General features: G+C 70.7%; 18 protein-coding genes. 12 read left to right on the top strand and 6 right to left on the bottom strand.

Annotated elements, in window-relative coordinates:
• Window positions 1-51: 51 nt before the first annotated feature.
• Both ACFSBI_RS11980 and ACFSBI_RS11975 read right to left on the bottom strand, forming a co-directional pair.
• On the bottom strand, window positions 52-687 hold the full coding sequence (locus ACFSBI_RS11980; protein ID WP_377935225.1) for a response regulator transcription factor: 636 nt from the start codon (window positions 685-687) through the stop codon (window positions 52-54).
• Between the two features lie 8 nt (window positions 688-695).
• The gene (locus ACFSBI_RS11975; protein ID WP_377935223.1) at window positions 696-1,925 is read right to left on the bottom strand and encodes a sensor histidine kinase; all 1,230 of its coding nucleotides are present in this window, start codon (window positions 1,923-1,925) and stop codon (window positions 696-698) included.
• Between the two features lie 933 nt (window positions 1,926-2,858).
• On the opposite strand from ACFSBI_RS11975, the gene ACFSBI_RS11970 reads away from it, so the two are divergent.
• Entirely contained in the window at window positions 2,859-3,911 is a 1,053-nt protein-coding gene (locus tag ACFSBI_RS11970; protein WP_377935221.1) for an adenosine deaminase family protein, read from the top strand.
• A gap of 47 nt (window positions 3,912-3,958) precedes the next feature.
• Here ACFSBI_RS11970 and ACFSBI_RS11965 read toward each other — a convergent pair whose 3' ends face one another.
• Entirely contained in the window at window positions 3,959-4,666 is a 708-nt protein-coding gene (locus ACFSBI_RS11965; RefSeq protein WP_377935219.1) for a FadR/GntR family transcriptional regulator, read from the bottom strand.
• Between the two features lie 64 nt (window positions 4,667-4,730).
• On the opposite strand from ACFSBI_RS11965, the gene ACFSBI_RS11960 reads away from it, so the two are divergent.
• The 8 genes from ACFSBI_RS11960 to ACFSBI_RS11925 all read left to right on the top strand — a co-directional run bounded on the left by ACFSBI_RS11960 (window position 4,731) and on the right by ACFSBI_RS11925 (window position 12,921).
• The gene (locus ACFSBI_RS11960) at window positions 4,731-5,636 is read left to right on the top strand and encodes an NAD(P)-dependent oxidoreductase (protein WP_377935262.1); all 906 of its coding nucleotides are present in this window, start codon (window positions 4,731-4,733) and stop codon (window positions 5,634-5,636) included.
• A 181-nt stretch (window positions 5,637-5,817) separates the two neighbouring features.
• Window positions 5,818-6,495: an aspartate/glutamate racemase family protein gene (locus tag ACFSBI_RS11955; RefSeq protein WP_377935217.1), complete on the top strand. Its 678-nt coding sequence runs from the start codon at window positions 5,818-5,820 to the stop codon at window positions 6,493-6,495.
• Window positions 6,496-6,518: 23 nt separating this feature from the next.
• Complete coding sequence (locus ACFSBI_RS11950; protein WP_377935215.1) at window positions 6,519-7,976, top strand: four-carbon acid sugar kinase family protein; 1,458 nt, start codon at window positions 6,519-6,521, stop codon at window positions 7,974-7,976.
• A gap of 115 nt (window positions 7,977-8,091) precedes the next feature.
• Complete coding sequence (locus ACFSBI_RS11945) at window positions 8,092-9,069, top strand: sugar-binding protein (protein WP_377935213.1); 978 nt, start codon at window positions 8,092-8,094, stop codon at window positions 9,067-9,069.
• Window positions 9,070-9,133: 64 nt separating this feature from the next.
• Window positions 9,134-10,678 carry a sugar ABC transporter ATP-binding protein gene (locus ACFSBI_RS11940; protein WP_377935211.1) on the top strand — a complete coding sequence of 515 codons (1,545 nt, stop codon included), beginning with the start codon at window positions 9,134-9,136 and terminating at the stop codon, window positions 10,676-10,678.
• Window positions 10,679-10,818: 140 nt separating this feature from the next.
• Window positions 10,819-11,712 (top strand): ABC transporter permease, encoded by an 894-nt coding sequence (locus ACFSBI_RS11935; protein ID WP_377935209.1) that lies wholly within the window; start codon window positions 10,819-10,821, stop codon window positions 11,710-11,712.
• 70 nt (window positions 11,713-11,782) lie between these two features.
• Window positions 11,783-12,667, top strand: a complete 885-nt coding sequence (locus ACFSBI_RS11930; protein WP_377935207.1) for an NAD-dependent epimerase/dehydratase family protein — start codon at window positions 11,783-11,785, stop codon at window positions 12,665-12,667.
• A 110-nt stretch (window positions 12,668-12,777) separates the two neighbouring features.
• Window positions 12,778-12,921, top strand: coding sequence for a hypothetical protein (locus tag ACFSBI_RS11925; RefSeq protein ID WP_377935205.1), 144 nt, complete (start codon window positions 12,778-12,780; stop codon window positions 12,919-12,921).
• A gap of 18 nt (window positions 12,922-12,939) precedes the next feature.
• On the opposite strand, the gene msrA is transcribed toward ACFSBI_RS11925, so the two are convergent.
• Window positions 12,940-13,464 (bottom strand): peptide-methionine (S)-S-oxide reductase MsrA, encoded by a 525-nt coding sequence (msrA, locus tag ACFSBI_RS11920; protein ID WP_377935203.1) that lies wholly within the window; start codon window positions 13,462-13,464, stop codon window positions 12,940-12,942.
• A 121-nt stretch (window positions 13,465-13,585) separates the two neighbouring features.
• Here msrA and ACFSBI_RS11915 point away from each other — a divergent pair, with 121 nt between their 5' ends.
• The 3 genes from ACFSBI_RS11915 to ACFSBI_RS11905 are packed head-to-tail and all read left to right on the top strand — an operon-like array spanning window position 13,586 to window position 17,118.
• A complete protein-coding gene (locus ACFSBI_RS11915) occupies window positions 13,586-15,085 on the top strand; it encodes an MmgE/PrpD family protein (protein WP_377935201.1) in 1,500 nt (499 codons plus the stop codon).
• Window positions 15,085-15,993 carry a methylisocitrate lyase gene (gene prpB, locus ACFSBI_RS11910; RefSeq protein ID WP_377935199.1) on the top strand — a complete coding sequence of 303 codons (909 nt, stop codon included), beginning with the start codon at window positions 15,085-15,087 and terminating at the stop codon, window positions 15,991-15,993. The genes ACFSBI_RS11915 and prpB overlap by 1 nt, the downstream gene beginning before the upstream one ends.
• Window positions 15,994-16,002: 9 nt before the next feature.
• The gene (locus ACFSBI_RS11905) at window positions 16,003-17,118 is read left to right on the top strand and encodes a bifunctional 2-methylcitrate synthase/citrate synthase (protein ID WP_377935197.1); all 1,116 of its coding nucleotides are present in this window, start codon (window positions 16,003-16,005) and stop codon (window positions 17,116-17,118) included.
• Between the two features lie 66 nt (window positions 17,119-17,184).
• On the opposite strand, the gene ACFSBI_RS11900 is transcribed toward ACFSBI_RS11905, so the two are convergent.
• Together ACFSBI_RS11900 and ybaK are read right to left on the bottom strand one after the other, a co-directional pair.
• Window positions 17,185-17,913, bottom strand: coding sequence for an SGNH/GDSL hydrolase family protein (locus ACFSBI_RS11900; protein WP_377935195.1), 729 nt, complete (start codon window positions 17,911-17,913; stop codon window positions 17,185-17,187).
• A complete protein-coding gene (ybaK, locus tag ACFSBI_RS11895; protein WP_377935193.1) occupies window positions 17,910-18,398 on the bottom strand; it encodes a Cys-tRNA(Pro) deacylase in 489 nt (162 codons plus the stop codon). The genes ACFSBI_RS11900 and ybaK overlap by 4 nt, the downstream gene beginning before the upstream one ends.
• Window positions 18,399-18,448: the final 50 nt, after the last annotated feature.

Raw genomic sequence — 18,448 nt, 5'->3', positions numbered from 1 at the left:
CAGGTCCTGGCGCGACATCCCGCAGGGCGTGCCGCCTCGGCTCGGCGGAAGTCAAAGAAGAGGAAGTAGCCCGTGTCTGTGCGCGAAGTGGATCAACTCGTGCCGATTCTCGAGCCTGAGCTTGCCGAGGATCGCGCTCACATGGGTGCGGACCGTGTTCTCGCTGATGTGTGCCAGGCGGGCGATCTCAGGGTTGCTGAGTCCTCGCGCGGCGTGGAGGAAGACCTCCCGTTCGCGCGGTGTCAGTCCTGCGATCGCAGCGAGGTCCGGGGCGTGTGCTGGGACGGGATCGCTCAGCATCGGTGTCGACGCGCTCGTCGCCAGCACGGGTCTTCCCGCAAGCACATCGCGAATCGCGCCGATGAGTCGACCGGGCGTCGCGTCTTTCGTCAATACGCCAGACGCCCCTGCATTCATTGCGAGCCGTGCGCTGGCCGTGTCGCGGAACGTGGTGAGCACAAGGACATGAGGCGCTGCGGGCATACGGAGGATCTCGCGTGTGGCCGTCACACCATTTCCATCCGGCATCCGAAGGTCCATCAGGACGATGTCCGGATGCAAGCGCGCGCTCTCCCTGACGGCAGCCGAGCCCGAATGCGCGGCGCCGACGTACTTCAGGTCGGGCTGCGCATCGATCAGCAGCTGCAGGCCCGAGCAGAAGAGCGGCTGGTCGTCGGCAACCAGCACTGTCCTTGTCATGGCGTTACGGCCGGCCGCGGGACTGGCAGGAACGCAGTGACGACGTAGCGACCGGCGTCGGGGTCGGGCCCGGACGAGACCCAGCCTCCGACCAGCCGTGCGCGCTGCTCCATCCCAATCACGCCGCGGCCCGGCGTAGCGGTATCGCTGTTGTCCGCCCCGAGCGGCGACGAGATCACGATGGACAGGCCCGAGGGCTGCCAGTCGAGCGCGACAGTGATCGGTGCGTCGGCGCCGTGGCGGACCGCATTCGTCAGCGCCTCCTGCGCGATCCGATAGGCGGCGAGCCCGGACGCGGCAGGCAGCGCCGTCGCGTCGCCGCGCTGCTCGAGGTCGACGGCACGGCCGGTGGCTCGGACGCCTTCGACCAGTCCCTCGATGTCCGCGGCGGTGAACCCGGTGTCCATCCGCGGGTCTTCCAGGTTCTCCAGCAGCGTGCGCACTTCCGCGAGGGCGGACCGAGCGCTCACGGCGATCGTTGCGAGCGTTGCACGACTGACGTCGTCGCTCGCCTGAGCGGCGCCGCCGTCGGCCTGCGCCACGATGACGCTGAGCGAGTGCGCGGTGATGTCGTGCACGTCCTGCGCGATGCGGTCGCGCTCCTCGGCGACGCGCAGCTCGATCCTGCTGCCGGCGAGGTCGGATCGGATTGCCTGCGTCTCAAGCTCGGCCGCGACTTGTCGCCGGTGGGCATGGAAGACGGACCCGATCGTCCACGCGGCGAGAATCGCGCCCATCGCGATGGTCGACCAGAACACCAGCGGAAGGCCCACGCTCTGCATCGGATCCTGAACGACACCCTGCCGAAGCAGCGCGAGCTCGTTGCCGTTCATGATCACGCCCACCAGCGCTCCAAGGGGAAGCAACGCGAGCAGCGTCAGCCGTCGTCTGTCTTGTACTCGGACGGCGAGGAGCGCGACGGCAAGCACGATCGCGGCGGACGCGGCCCACCCCTGCTGGTCGAGGAAACCGTTGATAGCGGTGAGCTGCACAAAGAAGGCGGTATACAGCGCGGCAATCGCTGCCCAGGGCGCCACCCAACTGAGGCCCACGCCGCCGAAAAGCAGCAGTGCCGCCCAGGTGAACGGATTGAGCAGCAGCGCTGCCCAATCAGACAGTTGCGCAGGCCCCACGTCCGCGGACACCGAGACGCACCACCACGAGAGCAACGCCACGCCCAGGATGGGCGGGACCAGTCCTCGTGTCAGCCGGTGCACTGTTTGCATGTGGCGAATGTATGAACCTGCCGCATGAGCGCGCCATCACGGAGGTCCGATCTCGTCCAACTGGACGAGATATCGACCCCGGCCGTTGGTCTGCGGCATCTCCTGGAGGAGGGTGATGGCGCGCAGCACCTGCGCGGAATCAACGACTTGAGGAGCAGCTGTGAAGCGCCACCAACCTGATGCGACCGGTGTCGAGCCGCACGTGTTCGACCAGACGAATGGGCTCGTCGATCTCGGGAGGGACGAGTTGGATCCGGGCGGTGGCTCAGCGGGCGACCTTCGCAGTCGAGCTGTTGTCGGAATCGCGATGTTCTCCACGCAACGGCCCTGACCGTCGGCGTCCATCGCTGCCCAGCGATGAGCGGCCGGGGTGCTCGCTCTGCCCACATTCTGCCCACATCTCTGCGAGTCCCTACGAGAGTCGGCGCGACTTCTTGAGATCAGAACAACTGGTCAGGGCCATGTTCTCTGTAATCGTTCGACGTCGTGATATCGCCCTGATCGAGTTCAAATCCCACCGCCACCGCGCGTGACAGAACCCCCTCGATCGGCAGGACGACGCCGGCCGAGGGGGTTCTGCGTCCGTGGACGGGGTCCGTCCGCCGCACCCCCACTTGCAGGGGGTTCCGGCGTGCCCCGGGCGCAGCGTCCGGAGCCCTCCGCCAGCGTCGATGCATGAACCCCCGCTGCGCGTATGAGGGCCACCTCTTCCCCCGCTGCTCCTGCACCTCCTGCGAGACCGAGCCGTGCCGCCGCTGCGGCGCCGATCGGGAGGCGTCGGAGGTGGCGCTCAGCGCCTGACCGTTCCGACGCGGGCGGCGCCCCGACCGCGTCCCTAGGCTGCAGCCGTCGCCGTGGCGGCTGCGCACCTGACCGGCCCGGTCCGGAGCGAGGATGCTCCGATTCTGGAGTCGGACGCAGGAGGGACGACCCATGGAGCTGCGCGAGCGCCTGCGGCGGCTGCCGAAGACGGAGCTGCACTGCCACTTCGTCTCGACGATCCGGCCCGCGACCCTCGCCGAGCTGGCGGCGCGCGAGCGCATCGAGCTGCCGCACCACGACCCGTCCGCGCCCTTCGACGAGGGCGGCCTGCTCGCGTTCCTGCAGGTCTTCGACGCCGCGCAGGCGGTGCTGACCCGGCCCGAGGACGTGGCGCGGGTCGCGGCCGAGGGCGTCGCGGACGCCGTGGCGGCCGGCTCCCTGCGCTACCGCGAGCTGTTCGTGAATCCCGACGACCTGCCGCTGCCCTACCCGGTGCTGATCGACGCGATGATCGACGGGCTCGAGCAGGGACGCGCCGAGTGGGGCGTCGGCTCCCGCATCGTGGTGGCGATCGACCGGTCGCTGCCCGCGTCCTCCGCCGTCGCGCTCGTCGAGACGGTCCTCGCGCATCGGCGCGCCGCCGTCGTCGGGATCGGGCAGGACAACCTCACGGCAGACGGCGCGGAGGACGCGCTGCGCTTCCGCGACGCCTACGCGCTCGCCGAGCGGCACGGCCTGAAGCGCACCGCGCACGTCGGCGAGACGATGCGCGCGCAGCCCGCCGACGTGCCGGACGCGATCGACGCCCTCCGGCTCGACCGGGTCGACCACGGCTACCGGGTGGTGGACGACCCGGACGCGCTCGCACGCGCCCGGGACTCGGGCGTGCCGTTCGACTGCACCCCGTACTCGACCCTGCGGCTCTCGCAGTGGCCGTTCGCCCCGGACCACCGCATCGCGCGCATGATCCGGGCCGGGCTCCCGGTGAACCTGTCGACCGACGACGCGGTCTTCTTCGACACCGACATCGGACGCGAGTACGCCGACGCGCTGCCGGCGATGGGGCTCGACCTCGAGGACGCGACCCGCATCGCCCGCGCCGGCTTCGAGGCCGCCTGGTGCGACGACGACGAGCGGGCCGCGATGCTCGCGGAGTTCGACGCGGCCGTCCGCGCGGGGGCGGGCTCTTCAGTTGAGACGCCGTCGTACCGCACCGTGCAGTAGTTGCCGACGAGGTCGGAAGGCGCACGGACGGTCCGGCGCCCATCGACTCACGGCCGAGGTGACAGCACGTAGCGACGGAGGTCGGTGAGCGTCTGGTTCATGTGGCTCTCCATCGCACGGCGAGCGGCTGCCGGGTCGCGCGACTCGAGCGCGGTCCACACCTTCTCGTGCTCGACGATGGCGTTGCGCTGAATCTCCGCCACCTTCGACGTCTCCCGGCGGCGAGCCGCGAGGATCCGGGTGAGCGGGCGGAAGAGGACGGTGAGGAAGACGTTCCCGGCAGCGTTGAGGATCGTGTCGTGGAACTCGAGGTCAGCGGCGACGAACTCGTCGACGTCGCCGCGAGCGTGGGCGGCACGCATGCGGTCGATGCAGGCGTGCATCTCCTGGAGGTCGGTGGACGTGATCTTGCTCGCGGCGAGCATGCTCGCCCCGGTCTCGAAGATGCGCCGCAGCTCGATCAGTTGGATCGAGGCGGTCTCGCCGTCGGTGCCCTCGGTCGCCGCGCGGAGCACGGCCTCCATGGACGTCCACTCATGGACCGGGTTGACGAACGTCCCGCGGCCCTGCTCGACGCGTACGACGCCCTGGGCCTCGAGGGTCTTCACCGCTTCTCTGACCGTCACACGGCTGACGTCGTGGCGGGCGGTGAGCTCCTGCTCGCCCGGGATCGGATCGCTCGAAGAGAACTCGCCGGCGACGATCCGGTCGAGCAGGTCGTCCGCGACCGTGTTCACGAGCGACTTCCTGGCCAAATGGTCCCCCGCATCCGAGCGATCGGCTTCTCGGCGCTCCAACGCCCTCCGAATAGTATGATGACTGGTCGTGTCTGATCCGGTGGTGGCGGTCCTCGGGCTCGGCGCGATGGGGCTCCCCATGGCCGCGCGACTCGCGGAGCGGTTCGCGGTCACTGCCTTCGACCTGACCGCCGGACGACGCGCGGCTGCCCGAGAGGCTGGGGCGACAGATCGGCGGACCGCGATCGAGGCCGTCGCGGGGGCCGACGTCGTCGTGATCGCGGTGCGCAGCGCTGGACAGCTGGACGCCGTGCTCTTCGGGTCCGAGGGCGTGGCCGCGCACCTCGAGGAGGGCTGCACCGTCATCCTCACCAGCACGGTCGGCATCCAAGCGGCGCGGGGTGCATCGGCACGGCTCGCGGAGGCCGGCACCGGCTTGCGTCTCGTCGACGCTCCCCTGTCGGGCGGACCGGTCCGTGCGCGGGCGGGCGACCTGCTGATCGTCGTCGGAGCCGAGGACGCCGCCTACGCGCACGTCGAGCCTGTGCTGCGAATGCTGGGGTCGACCATCAGTCGCGTCGGGGCGCTTCCCGGCGATGGTCAGGCGCTCAAGACGGTGAACCAGTTGCTGTGCGGCGTCCACATCGCGGCGGCGGCCGAGGCGCTCGCGCTTGCCGACGCGCTCGGCCTCGATCAGGCGGCGGCGCTCGAGGCCCTGGGGGAGGGGGCGGCGGCCTCCTTCATGCTCGCGAATCGCGGGCCCCGCATGCTCGACGCCTACGGGGACGATGGAGCCGAGGTGCTCAGTCGTCTCGACATCTTCGTGAAGGACCTCGGCATCGTCGGCGATGCCGCGCGATCGGCCGGCATGGCCGCGCCGGTGGCCGCCGCTGCCGAGCAGCTCTTCCTCCTCGGCGCGGCGCAGGGGCTCGCCACCGAGGACGACTCCGCCGTGATCCGCGTCGTCGCGCCTACGCGGAGGACCTGACCGTCCCGACGTGATGCGTCGCGCAGCACGTTGCAACGATCGTCGATCCGCCGTCGTCTCCAGAGAGTCCGCAGCGTGCGGCACCGAGAAGACGGCCTGCGGTGAGCCTTGACAAGCGAGGCGTGCAGCGTCACACTCTCCTCAGTCACCAGATGTCTGATGACTTACTAGGGAGTCTTCGATGACGAAGAAGATCGCAGTGCTGCACACCAGCTTCGTGTTCGTGCAGGTCGAGCCGATCATCAACGATCTGATCGCCGAGCTCATCCCCGACGCAGAGGTGCTCCACTTCGTCGACTCGGACGTGCTCGCGACCGTTGTGCGGGAGCAGGGCATCTCCGCTAAGAGCGAGATGCGGATGGTCCGGCTCGCAGAGGCGGCAGAAGCCGCGGACGCGGACATCATCTTCTCGGCGTGCTCCTCGCTCGGCCCGGCCCTCGACGCCGCCTCAGCCGCCGTGGCCATCCCGGTCGTGAAGATCGACGACGCCATGGCTCGACGGGCCGCGGCCGAGGGCCGTCGGATCGGCGTGCTGGCCACGGTGCCGACGACGCTCCAGCCCACGACCGACCTCATCCGGGCGCAGGCGGACGCGTTGGACCGCGAGATCCAGGTCGTGCAGCGGCTGTGCGAGGGCGCCTTCGACGTGCTGATGGGCGGCGACCGTGCGCGGCACGACGAGATAGTCGTCACGCAGGCGGTCGACCTCGCCGCGGAGGTGGACCTGATCGTGCTGGCTCAGGCCTCCATGAACCGGCTCGCTCCCGTGCTGAAGGATCGGACCGGGCTCGAGGTGCTGTCGAGCCCGCGGATGGGCGTCGAGTATCTGGCCGAACGCGTCGCCGCGCTGGCGTCGTGAGCGCGCCGACGCTCGGAGCGTCCGTGACGCGCTCGGAGATGCTGGAGGGGACGCCGCCGGAGGCGGTGGTGCCTCATGCGCGCGAACGGATCAAGGCGGCGAACGAAGACGGCGGCCCCTGGGTCGTCGTCCTCGACGACGACCCGACCGGCAGCCAGGCGGTGCACGACGTACCGGTGCTGACCGCCTGGGGCATCGACGACCTCGGATGGGCCTTCGAGCAACCCAGCCACGGGTTCTTCATCCTCACCAACACCCGAGGCCTCGGAGCGGATGAGACTCGTGGGCTCCTGACTGAGGTCGTCGGCGCCGTCGAACGAGCCGCGGCCGGTCGGCCCTACACGCTTCTGGCCCGGAGCGACTCCACCCTGCGCGGCCACTATCCGCTCGAGACCGACGTGCTCGCGGAACAGAAACGCAGCGATCCCTACGACGCGGTGCTGATCGTCCCCGCCTACCTCCCCGCGGGGCGGGTCACCGCGGACGACGTCCACTGGGTCGCCGACGGGGAGCGGTACGAACCGGTCGGCAGCACGGTCTACGCGAAGGACGCGACCTTCGGCTTCGTGAGCTCGGACCTCAAGGACTACGTCGAGGAGAAGACGGCCGGCCGAGTGAAGGCCGGGGACGTCCTCAGCATCGGGCTCGCGGACATCCGGCTCGGCGGCCCGTCTCGGGTCGAGCAGATCCTCGCCTCGGCACGGAACGCCGCTCCGGTCGTGGTGAACGCGGTCGACGAGTCGGACCTCGATGCTGTCGTCCTCGGCGTGATCGAGGCGGAGAAGCACGGGGTCCGCGTCCTCGCGAGGACGGGTCCTTCGTTCGCTGCGGCTCGACTCGGCATCGCCCCGCGCGAGCCGCTCCGCTCCGCCGAGGTGTTCCGGACCGGTCGCGGCGAGGGCCACGGGCTGATCGTCGTCGGCTCGCACGTCGACCTGAGCACGAGGCAGCTCGCACGGCTCCGCGAGGACCTGCCCGACGTCCGGACGATCGAGCTCGATGTCCCGCGCCTGCTCGATCCGTCGACGCAGGACGAGGAGGTGCTCCAGAAGGGCGATGCCCTCGTCGAGGCGCTCCGCGGAGGCGACGCGGTGCTCGCGACGAGCCGAGTCCGTGTGACCGGCGAGACGGGAGCGTCGAGCCTGTCGATTGCGCAGGCCGTGTCGGCGGCGCTCACCGGGATCAGCGGACGCGCCGTCGCCGAGGTGCCGGTCGCGTGGGTCCTCGCGAAGGGCGGCATCACCTCGAGCGACGTGGCGACCAGAGGGCTCGGCATCCGGCGCGCGACCGTCGCCGGTCAACTCTTCCCCGGGATCGTCTCCGTCTGGGTCACCGAGAGCAGTGACGACTCGCCGCGCGGGCTGCCCTACGTCGTCTTCGCGGGCAACGTCGGGGACGACGAATCGCTCCTGCGCGCGGTGCACGTCCTCCGAGGCGATGGCGATCCGCCCGACTCCGGGGCCGAGAAGTCCTTCTCCTGATCGGCGACGACGCCCCTCCGTTCCCCTTTCCACCAGCACCTCGAGCCGTGCGACGCAGCACGGATGACTCACCACTGAACCGACGCAGTACAAAGGAGTAGCAATGCGCAAGGCCATGGCAGCAGCACTGGTGGTCGCCGCTTCGGCGATCGCCCTGACCGGATGCAGCGGGCCCGGATCGGGAACGTCAGCGGCGTCGGACGCGGCGAGCGTGGCGCCCGGCAAGTCGGGCGGCACGTTCGTCTTCCTCCCGAAGTCGCTGAACAACCCCTACTGGGTGGATGCCCGCAAGGGGATGGAGGCCGAGGCGAAGAAGCTGGGCGTGAAGGCGCAGTTCCTCGGGCCGGACAACGATGACGCCGCAGCGCAGGTGCAGATCTTCGACTCCGTCCTCGCGACGAACCCGGCGGGCATCGCGATCTCCCCGAACGATCCCGCGAGCGTCGTCGGCGACATCGCGAAGGCGAGGGCCGCGGGCATCCCCGTGATCGCGTGGGACGGCCCGGTGCCGAACAGTCAGGTTCTCGGATACATCGGGACGAACAACGTCGCGGCGGGCGAGCAGGCGGGGGAGGCGCTGGCGTCCGCCATCGGGAACAAGGGCAAGGTCGCCGTGGTCATCGGCAGCCTGACCGCGGTGAACCTCAACCAACGTCTGGAAGGGGTGAAGAAGGCGCTCGCGAAGCACCCGGACATCAAGCTCGTCGCGACGCAGACTTCAGGCGAGTCGGTAGCGACGGCGCAGAGCGCTGCTGAGACGATCCTGCAGGCGCAGCCCGACCTCAGCGGGATGATCGGCATCGGCGGCAGCGACCTGCCCGGCATCGCCGGGGCCCTCAAGTCCGGCGGCAAATGCGGATCCATCAAGGCGGTCGGCTTCGACGTCGTTCCGCAGGGCATCGCCGGGATGAAGGGCGGCTGCGTCGACGCGCTCATCTCGCAGAAGCCGTTCGGCATGACGGCGCAGGCGCTGCAGATCCTCGTCGACCTCGACAAGGGCAAGCCCGGTCCCGGCAAGGACTTCAACATCGACACGGGCGTCGTCACCGTCACGCCGAGCACGCTCGACGAGTTCCTGAAGACCGAGCACTGAGTGAGGACGTGCCGAAGGCGTTCAGCCTTCGGCACGTCGTCCGACCGAGTCGAGGAGCAGCACTGTGGCTGATCATCCTGTCGTCGCGATGCGGGGCATCGTGAAGACCTATCCGGGGGTCCGGGCGCTCTCGAGCGTCGACCTCAGCATCCGGTCCGGCGAGGTCATGGCGCTCGTCGGAGAGAACGGGGCGGGCAAGTCCACGCTCCTCAAGATCCTCGCCGGCGCCGCACGGGCGGACGAGGGCCAGATCCTCGTCGACGGCGAGCGGGTCGCGATCAACTCGCCGCGCGACGCACAGGACGCCGGCATCGCCGTCATCTACCAGGAGCTGAACCTGGCGAGCCACCTCAGCGTGGCGGAGAACGTCTACGTCGGGCGGGAGCCCCGGACGCGCCTGGGCACGGTCGACTTCGGCGCCATGCGACGCGGGTCCGAGGCGCTGCTCCGCGGCCTGGGGGTGTCCCTCGACTCGACCCGGCTCGTCGGTGACCTCAACATCGCGATGCGCCAGATGGTGGAGATCGCGAAGGCGCTCCTGGTCAACGCTCGGGTCGTGGTGATGGACGAGCCGACGTCGTCGCTGACGGAGGAGGAGGTGGACGCGCTCCTCGCCCTGGTGCGTCGCCTGCGCGAGTCCGGCGTCGCCGTCGTCTACGTGTCGCACCGCATGCGGGAGATCTTCGAGATCGCAGACCGCATCACCGTCCTGAGAGACGGCGCCGTCGTGGGCGTGCGGGAGGCGGACGCTGCGCGCCCGGGTGACATCGTGCAGATGATGGTCGGCCGCGATCTCGAGGACCTCTACGGAGTCCGGGCGTCGAACGTCGACGAGAAGGCGGTGCCGGCCCTGGAGGTGCGCGGCCTCGGCTGCGGGGCCCTGCTGCACGACGTGAGCTTCTCGGTGCGACCGGGCGAGATCGTGGCGCTGTCAGGGCTCATCGGTGCCGGGCGCAGCCACGCCGCGCTGGCGATCTTCGGGGCTCGGCGGAGGACGGCCGGTCAGGTGCTGCTCGATGGAGTACCGAGGAGGTTCCGCAGTCCCAAGGACGCCATGGCGGCGGGCATCGGGCTGGTCCCGGAGGACCGGAAGGCGCAGGGGCTGTTCCTCGGGCTCCCGGTCCGCGAGAACATGTCCTCGGCGTCGCTCGCGTCGATCTCCCGACTCGCGTTCGTCTCCGGCCGACGAGACCGCGCGCTGGCCGGCCGCTTCGCACAGCAGCTGAACCTGCGCAGCTCCGCACTGGAGGTGGGAGCGGGGACTCTGAGCGGGGGCAACCAGCAGAAGGTCGTCCTGGCTCGCTGGCTGGCGCGCTCGCCCCGAGTGCTCATCCTCGACGAGCCCACGCGGGGCGTGGACGTCGGCGCGAAGGCTGAGATCTACGCCCTCATCCGCAGGATCGCCGCAGACGGCGTCGCCGTACTCGTCATCTCCTCCGAGCTGACGGAGGTCCTCGGGATCGCGGATCGCATCGTCGTCATGCGCGAGGGCTACGGCGTCGGCGAACTCGATGCCTCCGACGCCACGGAGAAGCGCGTGATGGCTCTCGCCACAGGGGTCCAGGACGACGGGACCTCGTACCTCGCACAGAACTCGGAGAGATCGTGAACCAGCAGACCGTCGAGACCCGCTCGGGAAGCGACCCGACTTCCCCCTCGAGAGAGGACGGCGGGAGGGCGCCGGCTGGCACCGTGCTCCGTGATCGGGCCCGGCGTCTGATCGCTGCGCGTGAATCGACGCTCGCAGCGGTGGTGATCCTCCTGATCATCTTCCTCTCGATCGCGTCCCCGTACTTCCTCACGCCGGGCAACATCACGGTCGTCGGCAGGCAGATCGCGCTCGCCCTGATCATCAGCACGGGCATGACCTTCGTCATCCTCATCGGCGGGATCGACCTGTCCGTCGGCTCGATCGTCGCTCTCGTGAGCGTGCTCACGGGCGGAGCGATGGTCTCACTGGGGCTGCCGCCCGTCGTCGCGGTGCTCATCGCGCTCCTGGGCGGGCTGGCTGTGGGCGTCGTGAACGGCGTGATCAACGCCTACGGCGGCCTGCCCTCCTTCGTGGTGACACTGGGCATGCTCGCCGCAGCTCGAGGGGTCGCCCTGGGTATCACGGGTGGCTCGACCATCAGCGGCTTCCCTGAGCCCTTCCTCTTCCTCGGTCAGGGGAGCATCGCAGGCGTCCCGGTGCCGATCTGGATCGCGGCGGTGATCGCCGTCGTCGCCCACGTGGTGCTGACTCGGACCACCTACGGCAGGCACATCTTCTTCGTCGGATCGAACGAGGAGGCGGCCGTCCTCTCGGGGATCGACGTGCGGCGGATCAAGGTCTCGGTGTTCGTGATCTCGGCGGGGCTCGCCGCTGTCTCGGGAATCCTCGAGACCTCACGGCTGAGCGTGGGGCAGCCCGGAGCGGGGAACGGGTACGAGCTGCTCGCCATCGGCGCGGCGGTGATCGGCGGCGCCAGCCTCTTCGGAGGAGTCGGCGGCGTGCTCGGCACAGCCCTGGGCACGACGCTCCTGCTCCTCATCCAGAACGCCCTGATCCTGCTCGGCATCTCGCCGTACTGGCAGCAGGTCTTCAGCGGCGCGATCATCGTCGGCGCGGTCGCGCTGAACCAGTGGCGCCGCAGACGTGCCTGATGAAGCCGCAGCACAGCGGCACGCTGCGCGACGACACCCGTCGCGCTGAACCCTAATGAAGGAGCAATACATGAAGGTCCTCGTCACCGGCGCTCGCGGACGGGTCGGCCGCGCCGCGACCCAGGCACTGCTCGACGCAGGACACGAGGTGCACGCCACCGATCTCCTCCGCCCGAACTTCGATCGGAAGCCGGAGGGCAGCGCCAAATACACGATGGCGGACCTGACCGACGCGGGCGAGGCGTTCGCAGTGGTGCGCGGCATGGACGCGGTGGTGCACGTCGCCGCCATCCCGGAGCCGACGGGCAACCCGCCTCACGTGGTGTTCCGCACCAACCTGATCTCGACCTTCAACGTCCTCGAGGCCGCGGTGCGCTTCAACGTCCCTCGGTTCGTCAACATCTCGAGCGAGACGGTGCCGGGCTTCTTCTTCCCAGAGCGGCCGTTCCTTCCGCAGTATGCGCCGGTCGACGAGGCTCACCCGGCGCATCCGCAGGACCCCTACGCCCTCTCGAAGCACTTCGGCGAGCAGCTCATGAACGCCGCGGTGGAGCGTTCGGACATCCGGGTGATCTCGATCCGACCCTCCTGGGTGCAGAACGAGGAGACCTACGAGATGAACCTCGGGCCGCAGGTCCGCGACGCCTCCGTGCTCAGCCCGAACCTTTGGAGCTACATCGACGTCTACGACCTCGCCGACGCGATCGTTTTGGCGACCGACTCCGACCTGCCGGGCCACGAGATCTTCTACATCGCGTCGCCCGACAACGTCGGAGGACGCGATTTTGCGGAGATCCTCCACCAGTACTACGGCGACCAGATCGAGCTCCGGCAGCTCGATAGGCCGGACGCGTCGGGCATCTCGAGCGCGAAGGCCGTGCGCATGCTCGGATGGAACCCGAAGCGCTCCTGGCGGGACTACCTCGACGCGGACGGACGGCTGAAGCAGAGCTGAGAGGGAGGCGCTGCTCATGGACCGTCTGGATCCGCGGGCAGCGCCGCCTCCGTCTGCGTAACCCGGACGGGGGAGGGCGGCCCGCTGCGTGCGCTCGGTACCGTGCCGGGGTGTCTGACCCGGACGCCTTCACCACCATGCCCATGCCCGGCTCCGAGCCCGCGGAGCCGAGCGACTTCCTGGACCGCGTGCGCCTGCACGGCGGTGCCACGAGCGCGCGTGCGTTCGAGGTGTTCCGCGGAGCGGAACCGTGACCGCGTCCGGGTAGGGCGTCAGCTCGCGGGCTGCGCCTCGCGGTGCGGCAGCTTCCAGCCCGGCCGCACGAAGTGGCAGGTGTAGCCCCAGGGCTGCTTCTCCAGGTAGTCCTGGTGCTCCTCCTCGGCCCGCCAGAACGCGCCCGCCGGCTCGACCTCGGTGACGACCTTCCCCGGCCACAGCCCGGACGCATCGACGTCGGCGATCGTGTCGAGCGCGACCCGCTGCTGCTCCTCGGACGTGAAGAAGATCGCGGAGCGGTAGCTGCGGCCGCGGTCGTTGCCCTGGCGGTCCTTCGTCGACGGGTCGTGGATCTGGAAGAAGAACTCGAGCAGGTCGCGGTAGGTGATCGTGCTCGGATCGAAGACGATCTCGACCGCCTCGGCGTGGTCGCCGTGCCGCCGGTACGTGGCGTTCGGGGTGCCCTCGTCGCCGGAGTAGCCGACCTGCGTCGAGATGACGCCGGGGCGACGGCGCAGCAGCTGCTGCGCGCCCCAGAAGCATCCGCCGGCGAGGATCGCGGTCTCGGTGGTGGTGGCCATGGGTGCACCCTCCTGTGGTCGATGACGTGCCTCTTCGACAACGCCCGAGGGATGCGCCGCCTTCCCGGGGTCCGCCGCCTCGGGCAGGCCCCTCCTCACGAGGAGTGCATACAGTGCGGGAGTGAGGACCTTCAGCGTGCGCACCCGTCCGAGCTCCGAGCCCTTCCCCCGGGAGGAGCAGCTGGCGTGGCGGATCGCGGAAGTCGCCGCGGACCCGGTGGACGTGGTGCCCGAGGTCGTCGAGATGATCGTCAACCGGGTGATCGACAACGCGGCCGTGGCCGTCGCCTCGCTCGGCCGGGCCCCGGTGACGGCCGCGCGGACGCAGGCGCTCGCGCACCCGTACGCGCCCGGCGCCTCCGTCTTCGGGGTCCCGGACTCGGTGTCGCCGGAGTGGGCCGCGTGGGCGAACGGGGTCGCGGTGCGCGAGCTCGACTACCACGACACCTTCCTCGCGGCGGAGTACTCGCACCCCGGCGACAACATCCCCCCGATCCTCGCCGTCGCGCAGCACGCCGGCCGTGACGGCGCCGAGCTGGTCCGCGGGCTCGCGACCGGGTACGAGGTGCAGATCGACCTCGCGAAGGCGGTCAGCCTGCACGCCCACAAGATCGACCACGTCGCCCATCTCGGGCCGAGCGCGGCGGCGGGCATCGGGACCCTCCTCGGCCTGAGCCCCGAGGTGGTGTTCCAGGCGATCGGCCAGGCGCTCCACGTCACGACCGCCACCCGCCAGTCGCGGAAGGGCGAGATCTCCACCTGGAAGGCCCACGCGCCGGCCTTCGCCGGGAAGATGGCGGTCGAGGCCGTCGACCGGGCGATGCGCGGCCAGACCTCGCCCTCCCCGATCTGGGAGGGCGAGGACGGGGTGATCGCCTGGCTGCTCGACGGCCCCGAGGGGCGCTACGAGGTCGGGCTGCCGGACCGCGGCGAGGCCAAGCGCGCGATCCTCGACTCGTTCACCAAGGAGCACTCCGCGGAGTACCAGGCCCAGGCCTGGATCGACCTCGGTCGGCGGCTCCGCACCGAGCACCCCGAGCTCGCCGATCCCGACCGGGTCGCCTCGATCGTCCTGCACACGAGCCACCACACCCACACCGTGATCGGCTCCGGCGCCGGCGATCCGCAGAAGTACGACCCGACCGCCAGCCGCGAGACGCTCGACCACTCGGTGCCCTACATCTTCGCGGTCGCGCTGCAGGACGGGTCCTGGGACCACGAGACCAGCTACGCGCCCTCGCGAGCCGGACGCCCCGACACCGTGGCGCTGTGGCGGAGGATCTCGACGGTCGACGACCCCGAGTGGACGCGGCGCTACCACTCGAACGACCTCGCCGAGAAGGCGTTCGGCGGCCGGATGGAGGCGACCCTGACGGACGGCTCGACCGTGGTCGAGGAGATCGCGGTCGCCGACGCGCACCCGCTCGGCGCCCGGCCCTTCCGCCGGGCCGACTACGTCCGCAAGTTCCGGACGCTCGCCGAGGGCGTCGTCGCGCCCGAGGAGATCGAGCGGTTCCTCGGGCTGGCCGAGCGGCTCCCCGAGCTCGGCGCGGACGAGGTCCGCGCCCTGAACGTCGTCGCGGCCACCGCGCTGCCCACCTCGTCGAAGGGGCTCTTCTGATGCTGCACACCACCGTCACCCCGTCGCAGAAGCGGCAGGCGTTCCGCGCGGGGCTCGCCAGCGGGGCCATCCAGCGGTTCCCGGGCGCGTTCACCCCGCTGACCGCGCCGCTCATCCAGGAGAAGGGGTTCGAGGGCGTCTACATCTCCGGGGCCGTGATGGCCAACGAGCTGGGGCTGCCGGACATCGGGCTCACCACGCTGACCGAGGTCGTCCAGCGGGGTGCGCAGATCTCGCGCAACACCGACCTCCCCACGCTGATCGACGGCGACACCGGGTTCGGCGAGCCGATGAACGTCGCGCGCACGGTCCAGCTGCTCGAGGACGCGGGCCTCTCGGGCGTCCACCTCGAGGACCAGGTCAACCCGAAGCGGTGCGGGCACCTCGACGGCAAGGAGGTCGTCGACGAGGCGACGGCGGTGAACCGCATCCGGGCCGCGGTCCAGGCGCGCCGCGACCCCGACTTCGTCGTCATGGCGCGCACGGACGTCCGCGGCGTCGAGGGGCTGCGCGCCGCCACCGACCGCGCCAAGGCGCTGGCCGACGCGGGCGCGGACGCGATCTTCGCCGAGGCGATGGCGGACCTGTCCGAGTTCGAGGCCATGCGCGCCGCCGTCGACGTGCCGCTCCTCGCCAACATGACCGAGTTCGGCAAGAGCGACCTCTTCACCGTCCAGCAGCTGCAGGACGTCGGCGTGAACATGGTGATCTTCCCGGTCTCGCTGCTGCGGATGGCGATGGGCGCGATCGAGCGCGGCCTCGACGCGCTCGCGGGCGACGGCTCGCTGCAGTCGCAGGTGCCGGGGATGCAGACCCGGGCGCGGCTCTACGAGCTCGTCGACTACGCGGGCTACGCCGCCTTCGACGACGGCGTCGCCACCTTCGACCTCGCCAACAACCGGAGCTGAGAGGCAGTGATGGCCGACATCAAGAAGGGGCTCGCGGGCGTCGTCGTCGACACCACCGCGATCTCGAAGGTGAACCCCGAGACCAACTCGCTGCTCTACCGCGGGTACCCGGTGCAGGAGCTGGCGGACCGCTGCTCCTTCGAGGAGGTCGCCCACCTGCTGTGGCACGGCGAGCTGCCCGACGAGGCGCAGCTCGCCGCCTTCCAGCAGGCGGAGCGATCGCAGCGGCGCCTCGACGAGGGCGTCAAGCGCGTCATCGACGACCTCCCGCGCGACGCGGCGCCGATGGACCTCGTCCGCACGGCCGTCAGCGTCATCGGCGCCGGGGACCCGGCCGTCGCCGACTCCTCGCGCGAGGCGGACCTCGAGAAGTCGATGAGGCTCTTCGCGAAGCTGCCCGCGATCGTCGCCTACGTGCAGCGTCGACGGCACGACCTGCCGGTGGTCGAGCCCCGGGACGACCTCGGCTACAGCGCGAACCTCCTCCACATGTCCTTCGGCAGCGTGCCCGGCCCGACGGTCGTGAAGGCCTTCGACGTCTCGATGACGCTGTACGCCGAGCACTCCTTCAACGCGTCGACGTTCACCGCCCGCGTCGTCACCTCGACGCTCGCGGACCTGTACTCGGCCGTCACGGCGGCGATCGGCGCGCTCAAGGGGCCCCTGCACGGCGGCGCGAACGAGGCCGTCATGCACGCGTTCGACGAGATCGGGTCGGCGGACGCCGCGGCGGGCTGGCTCGACGCGGCGCTCGCGGAGAAGCGGAAGATCATGGGCTTCGGGCATCGCGTCTACAAGCACGGCGACTCCCGCGTGCCGACCATGAAGGCCGCCCTCGAGACGCTCGTCGCCGAGTACGACCGACCCGACCTGCTCGCGCTGTACGAGGAGCTCGCGCGGGCGATGGACGAGCGCAAGTCGATCAAGCCGAACCTCGACTACCCGTCGGGCCCGGCCTACCACCTGATGGGCTTCGACACCGAGGTGTTCACGCCGCTGTTCGTCGCGGCGCGCGTGACCGGCTGGACCGCGCACGTCATGGAGCAGCTGGAGGCTAACGCGCTCATCCGCCCGCTTTCGGAGTACGTGGGCCCGGACGAGCGGCACGTCCCCGAGCGCGGCTGAGCCGCCCTCGCCGCCGGGCTCGGGCGCCACGAGGACCGCGCGAGGTGGCGGAGCGACCGCGCGAGGTCAGTAGCCGCTATCGGCGAGGCGCGCGCGGAGGGGCGGGAGGAACGCCTCCGCCCAGCGGGCGTGGCCGCGGTCGTTCGGGTGGAACAGGTCGCCCGCCGCGTTCCGGAGCGCGGAGAGAGGGCCGCCGCGCGCGGTCGTCGCGTTCAGCGGCACGAGCACGTGCCCGTGCGCCGCGACCAGCTCGTGGACGATCGTGTTCATCCGGCGCACGCGCCCCGCCACCGGCAGCGGGGCGAAGCTCGGGACGTCGGCGACCAGCGTCCCGCTGGGCAGCGCGGCGAGCACCTGCCCCAGCTCTCGGCGGAAGCGCTCCGGCTCGAAGCTCCACACGTCGTTCGCGCCGATGTCGATCGTGCAGACCAGCGCGGGCTCGTCCGGCACGCGGTGCAGCTCGTCCTGCAGCACCACCGCGCAGGTCGCGCCGTCGATCGAGAGGTTGCGCACGCGGACGTGCCGCCCCGTGATCCGAGCGATCTCGTCGGCGAGCAGCCCGACGTAGCCGCGCTCCGGCCGCGACGCCCCGAGCCCGAGCGCCGCGGAGTCGCCGAGCGCGACGTAGAGCACGCTCCCCTCACGGCGGCGCCCCCGCTCGCGCCAGTGCTCGTGGTGCGCGGGGATGCGGTTCGTGAGCAGCACGGTCCACGCCGCCCGGTGGCGGGCGAGCCAGACGAGGTACCCGAGCCCTCCGGCGGCGGCGAGCCCGGCCGCGAGCCGGCCGGCCCTCATCGGGCCGTCGCGATCGGGGCGGTCGAGCCGCCGGTCGCCCGCAGCAGATCGTGCGGCGCCACCTCGAGGTCGAAGCCGCGCCGGCCGCCGGACACGAGGATCGTCGGCAGCTCCGCAGCGCTCTCGTCGAGCACGAGGGGGAGCCGCGACCGCTGCCCGAACGGGCTGATGCCGCCGACGACGTAGCCCGTGCGGCGCTCGGCCGCCTCCGGCGCCGCCATCACGGCGCGCTTGGCGCCGAGCGACCCGGCCAGCGCCTTGAGGTCGAGCATCGACGAGACGGGCACGACGGCGACGACGCCGCGGCCCTCGACCTCCGCCACCAGGGTCTTGAAGACCCGCTGCGCCGGGACCCCGAGCGCCCTCGCCGCCTCCTCGCCGTAGTCGACGGTCGCCGGGTCGTGGTCGTAGGGGCGGGGCGTGTAGACGACCCCGAGCGCGTCGAGCGCCTTCGTCGCCGCGGTGGAGGGCGGCTTCCTGCTCACCGGGCGATCCTCGCAGGAGGGGCCGGTGCGCGGGCCGGGTGGTCTCGAGG

Source organism: Amnibacterium endophyticum, from assembly GCF_042680685.1.
Lineage (GTDB): Bacteria > Actinomycetota > Actinomycetes > Actinomycetales > Microbacteriaceae > Amnibacterium > Amnibacterium endophyticum.
The sequence above is the reverse complement of the archived record's forward strand: the minus strand, read 5'-3'. Positions and strand labels throughout refer to the sequence as shown.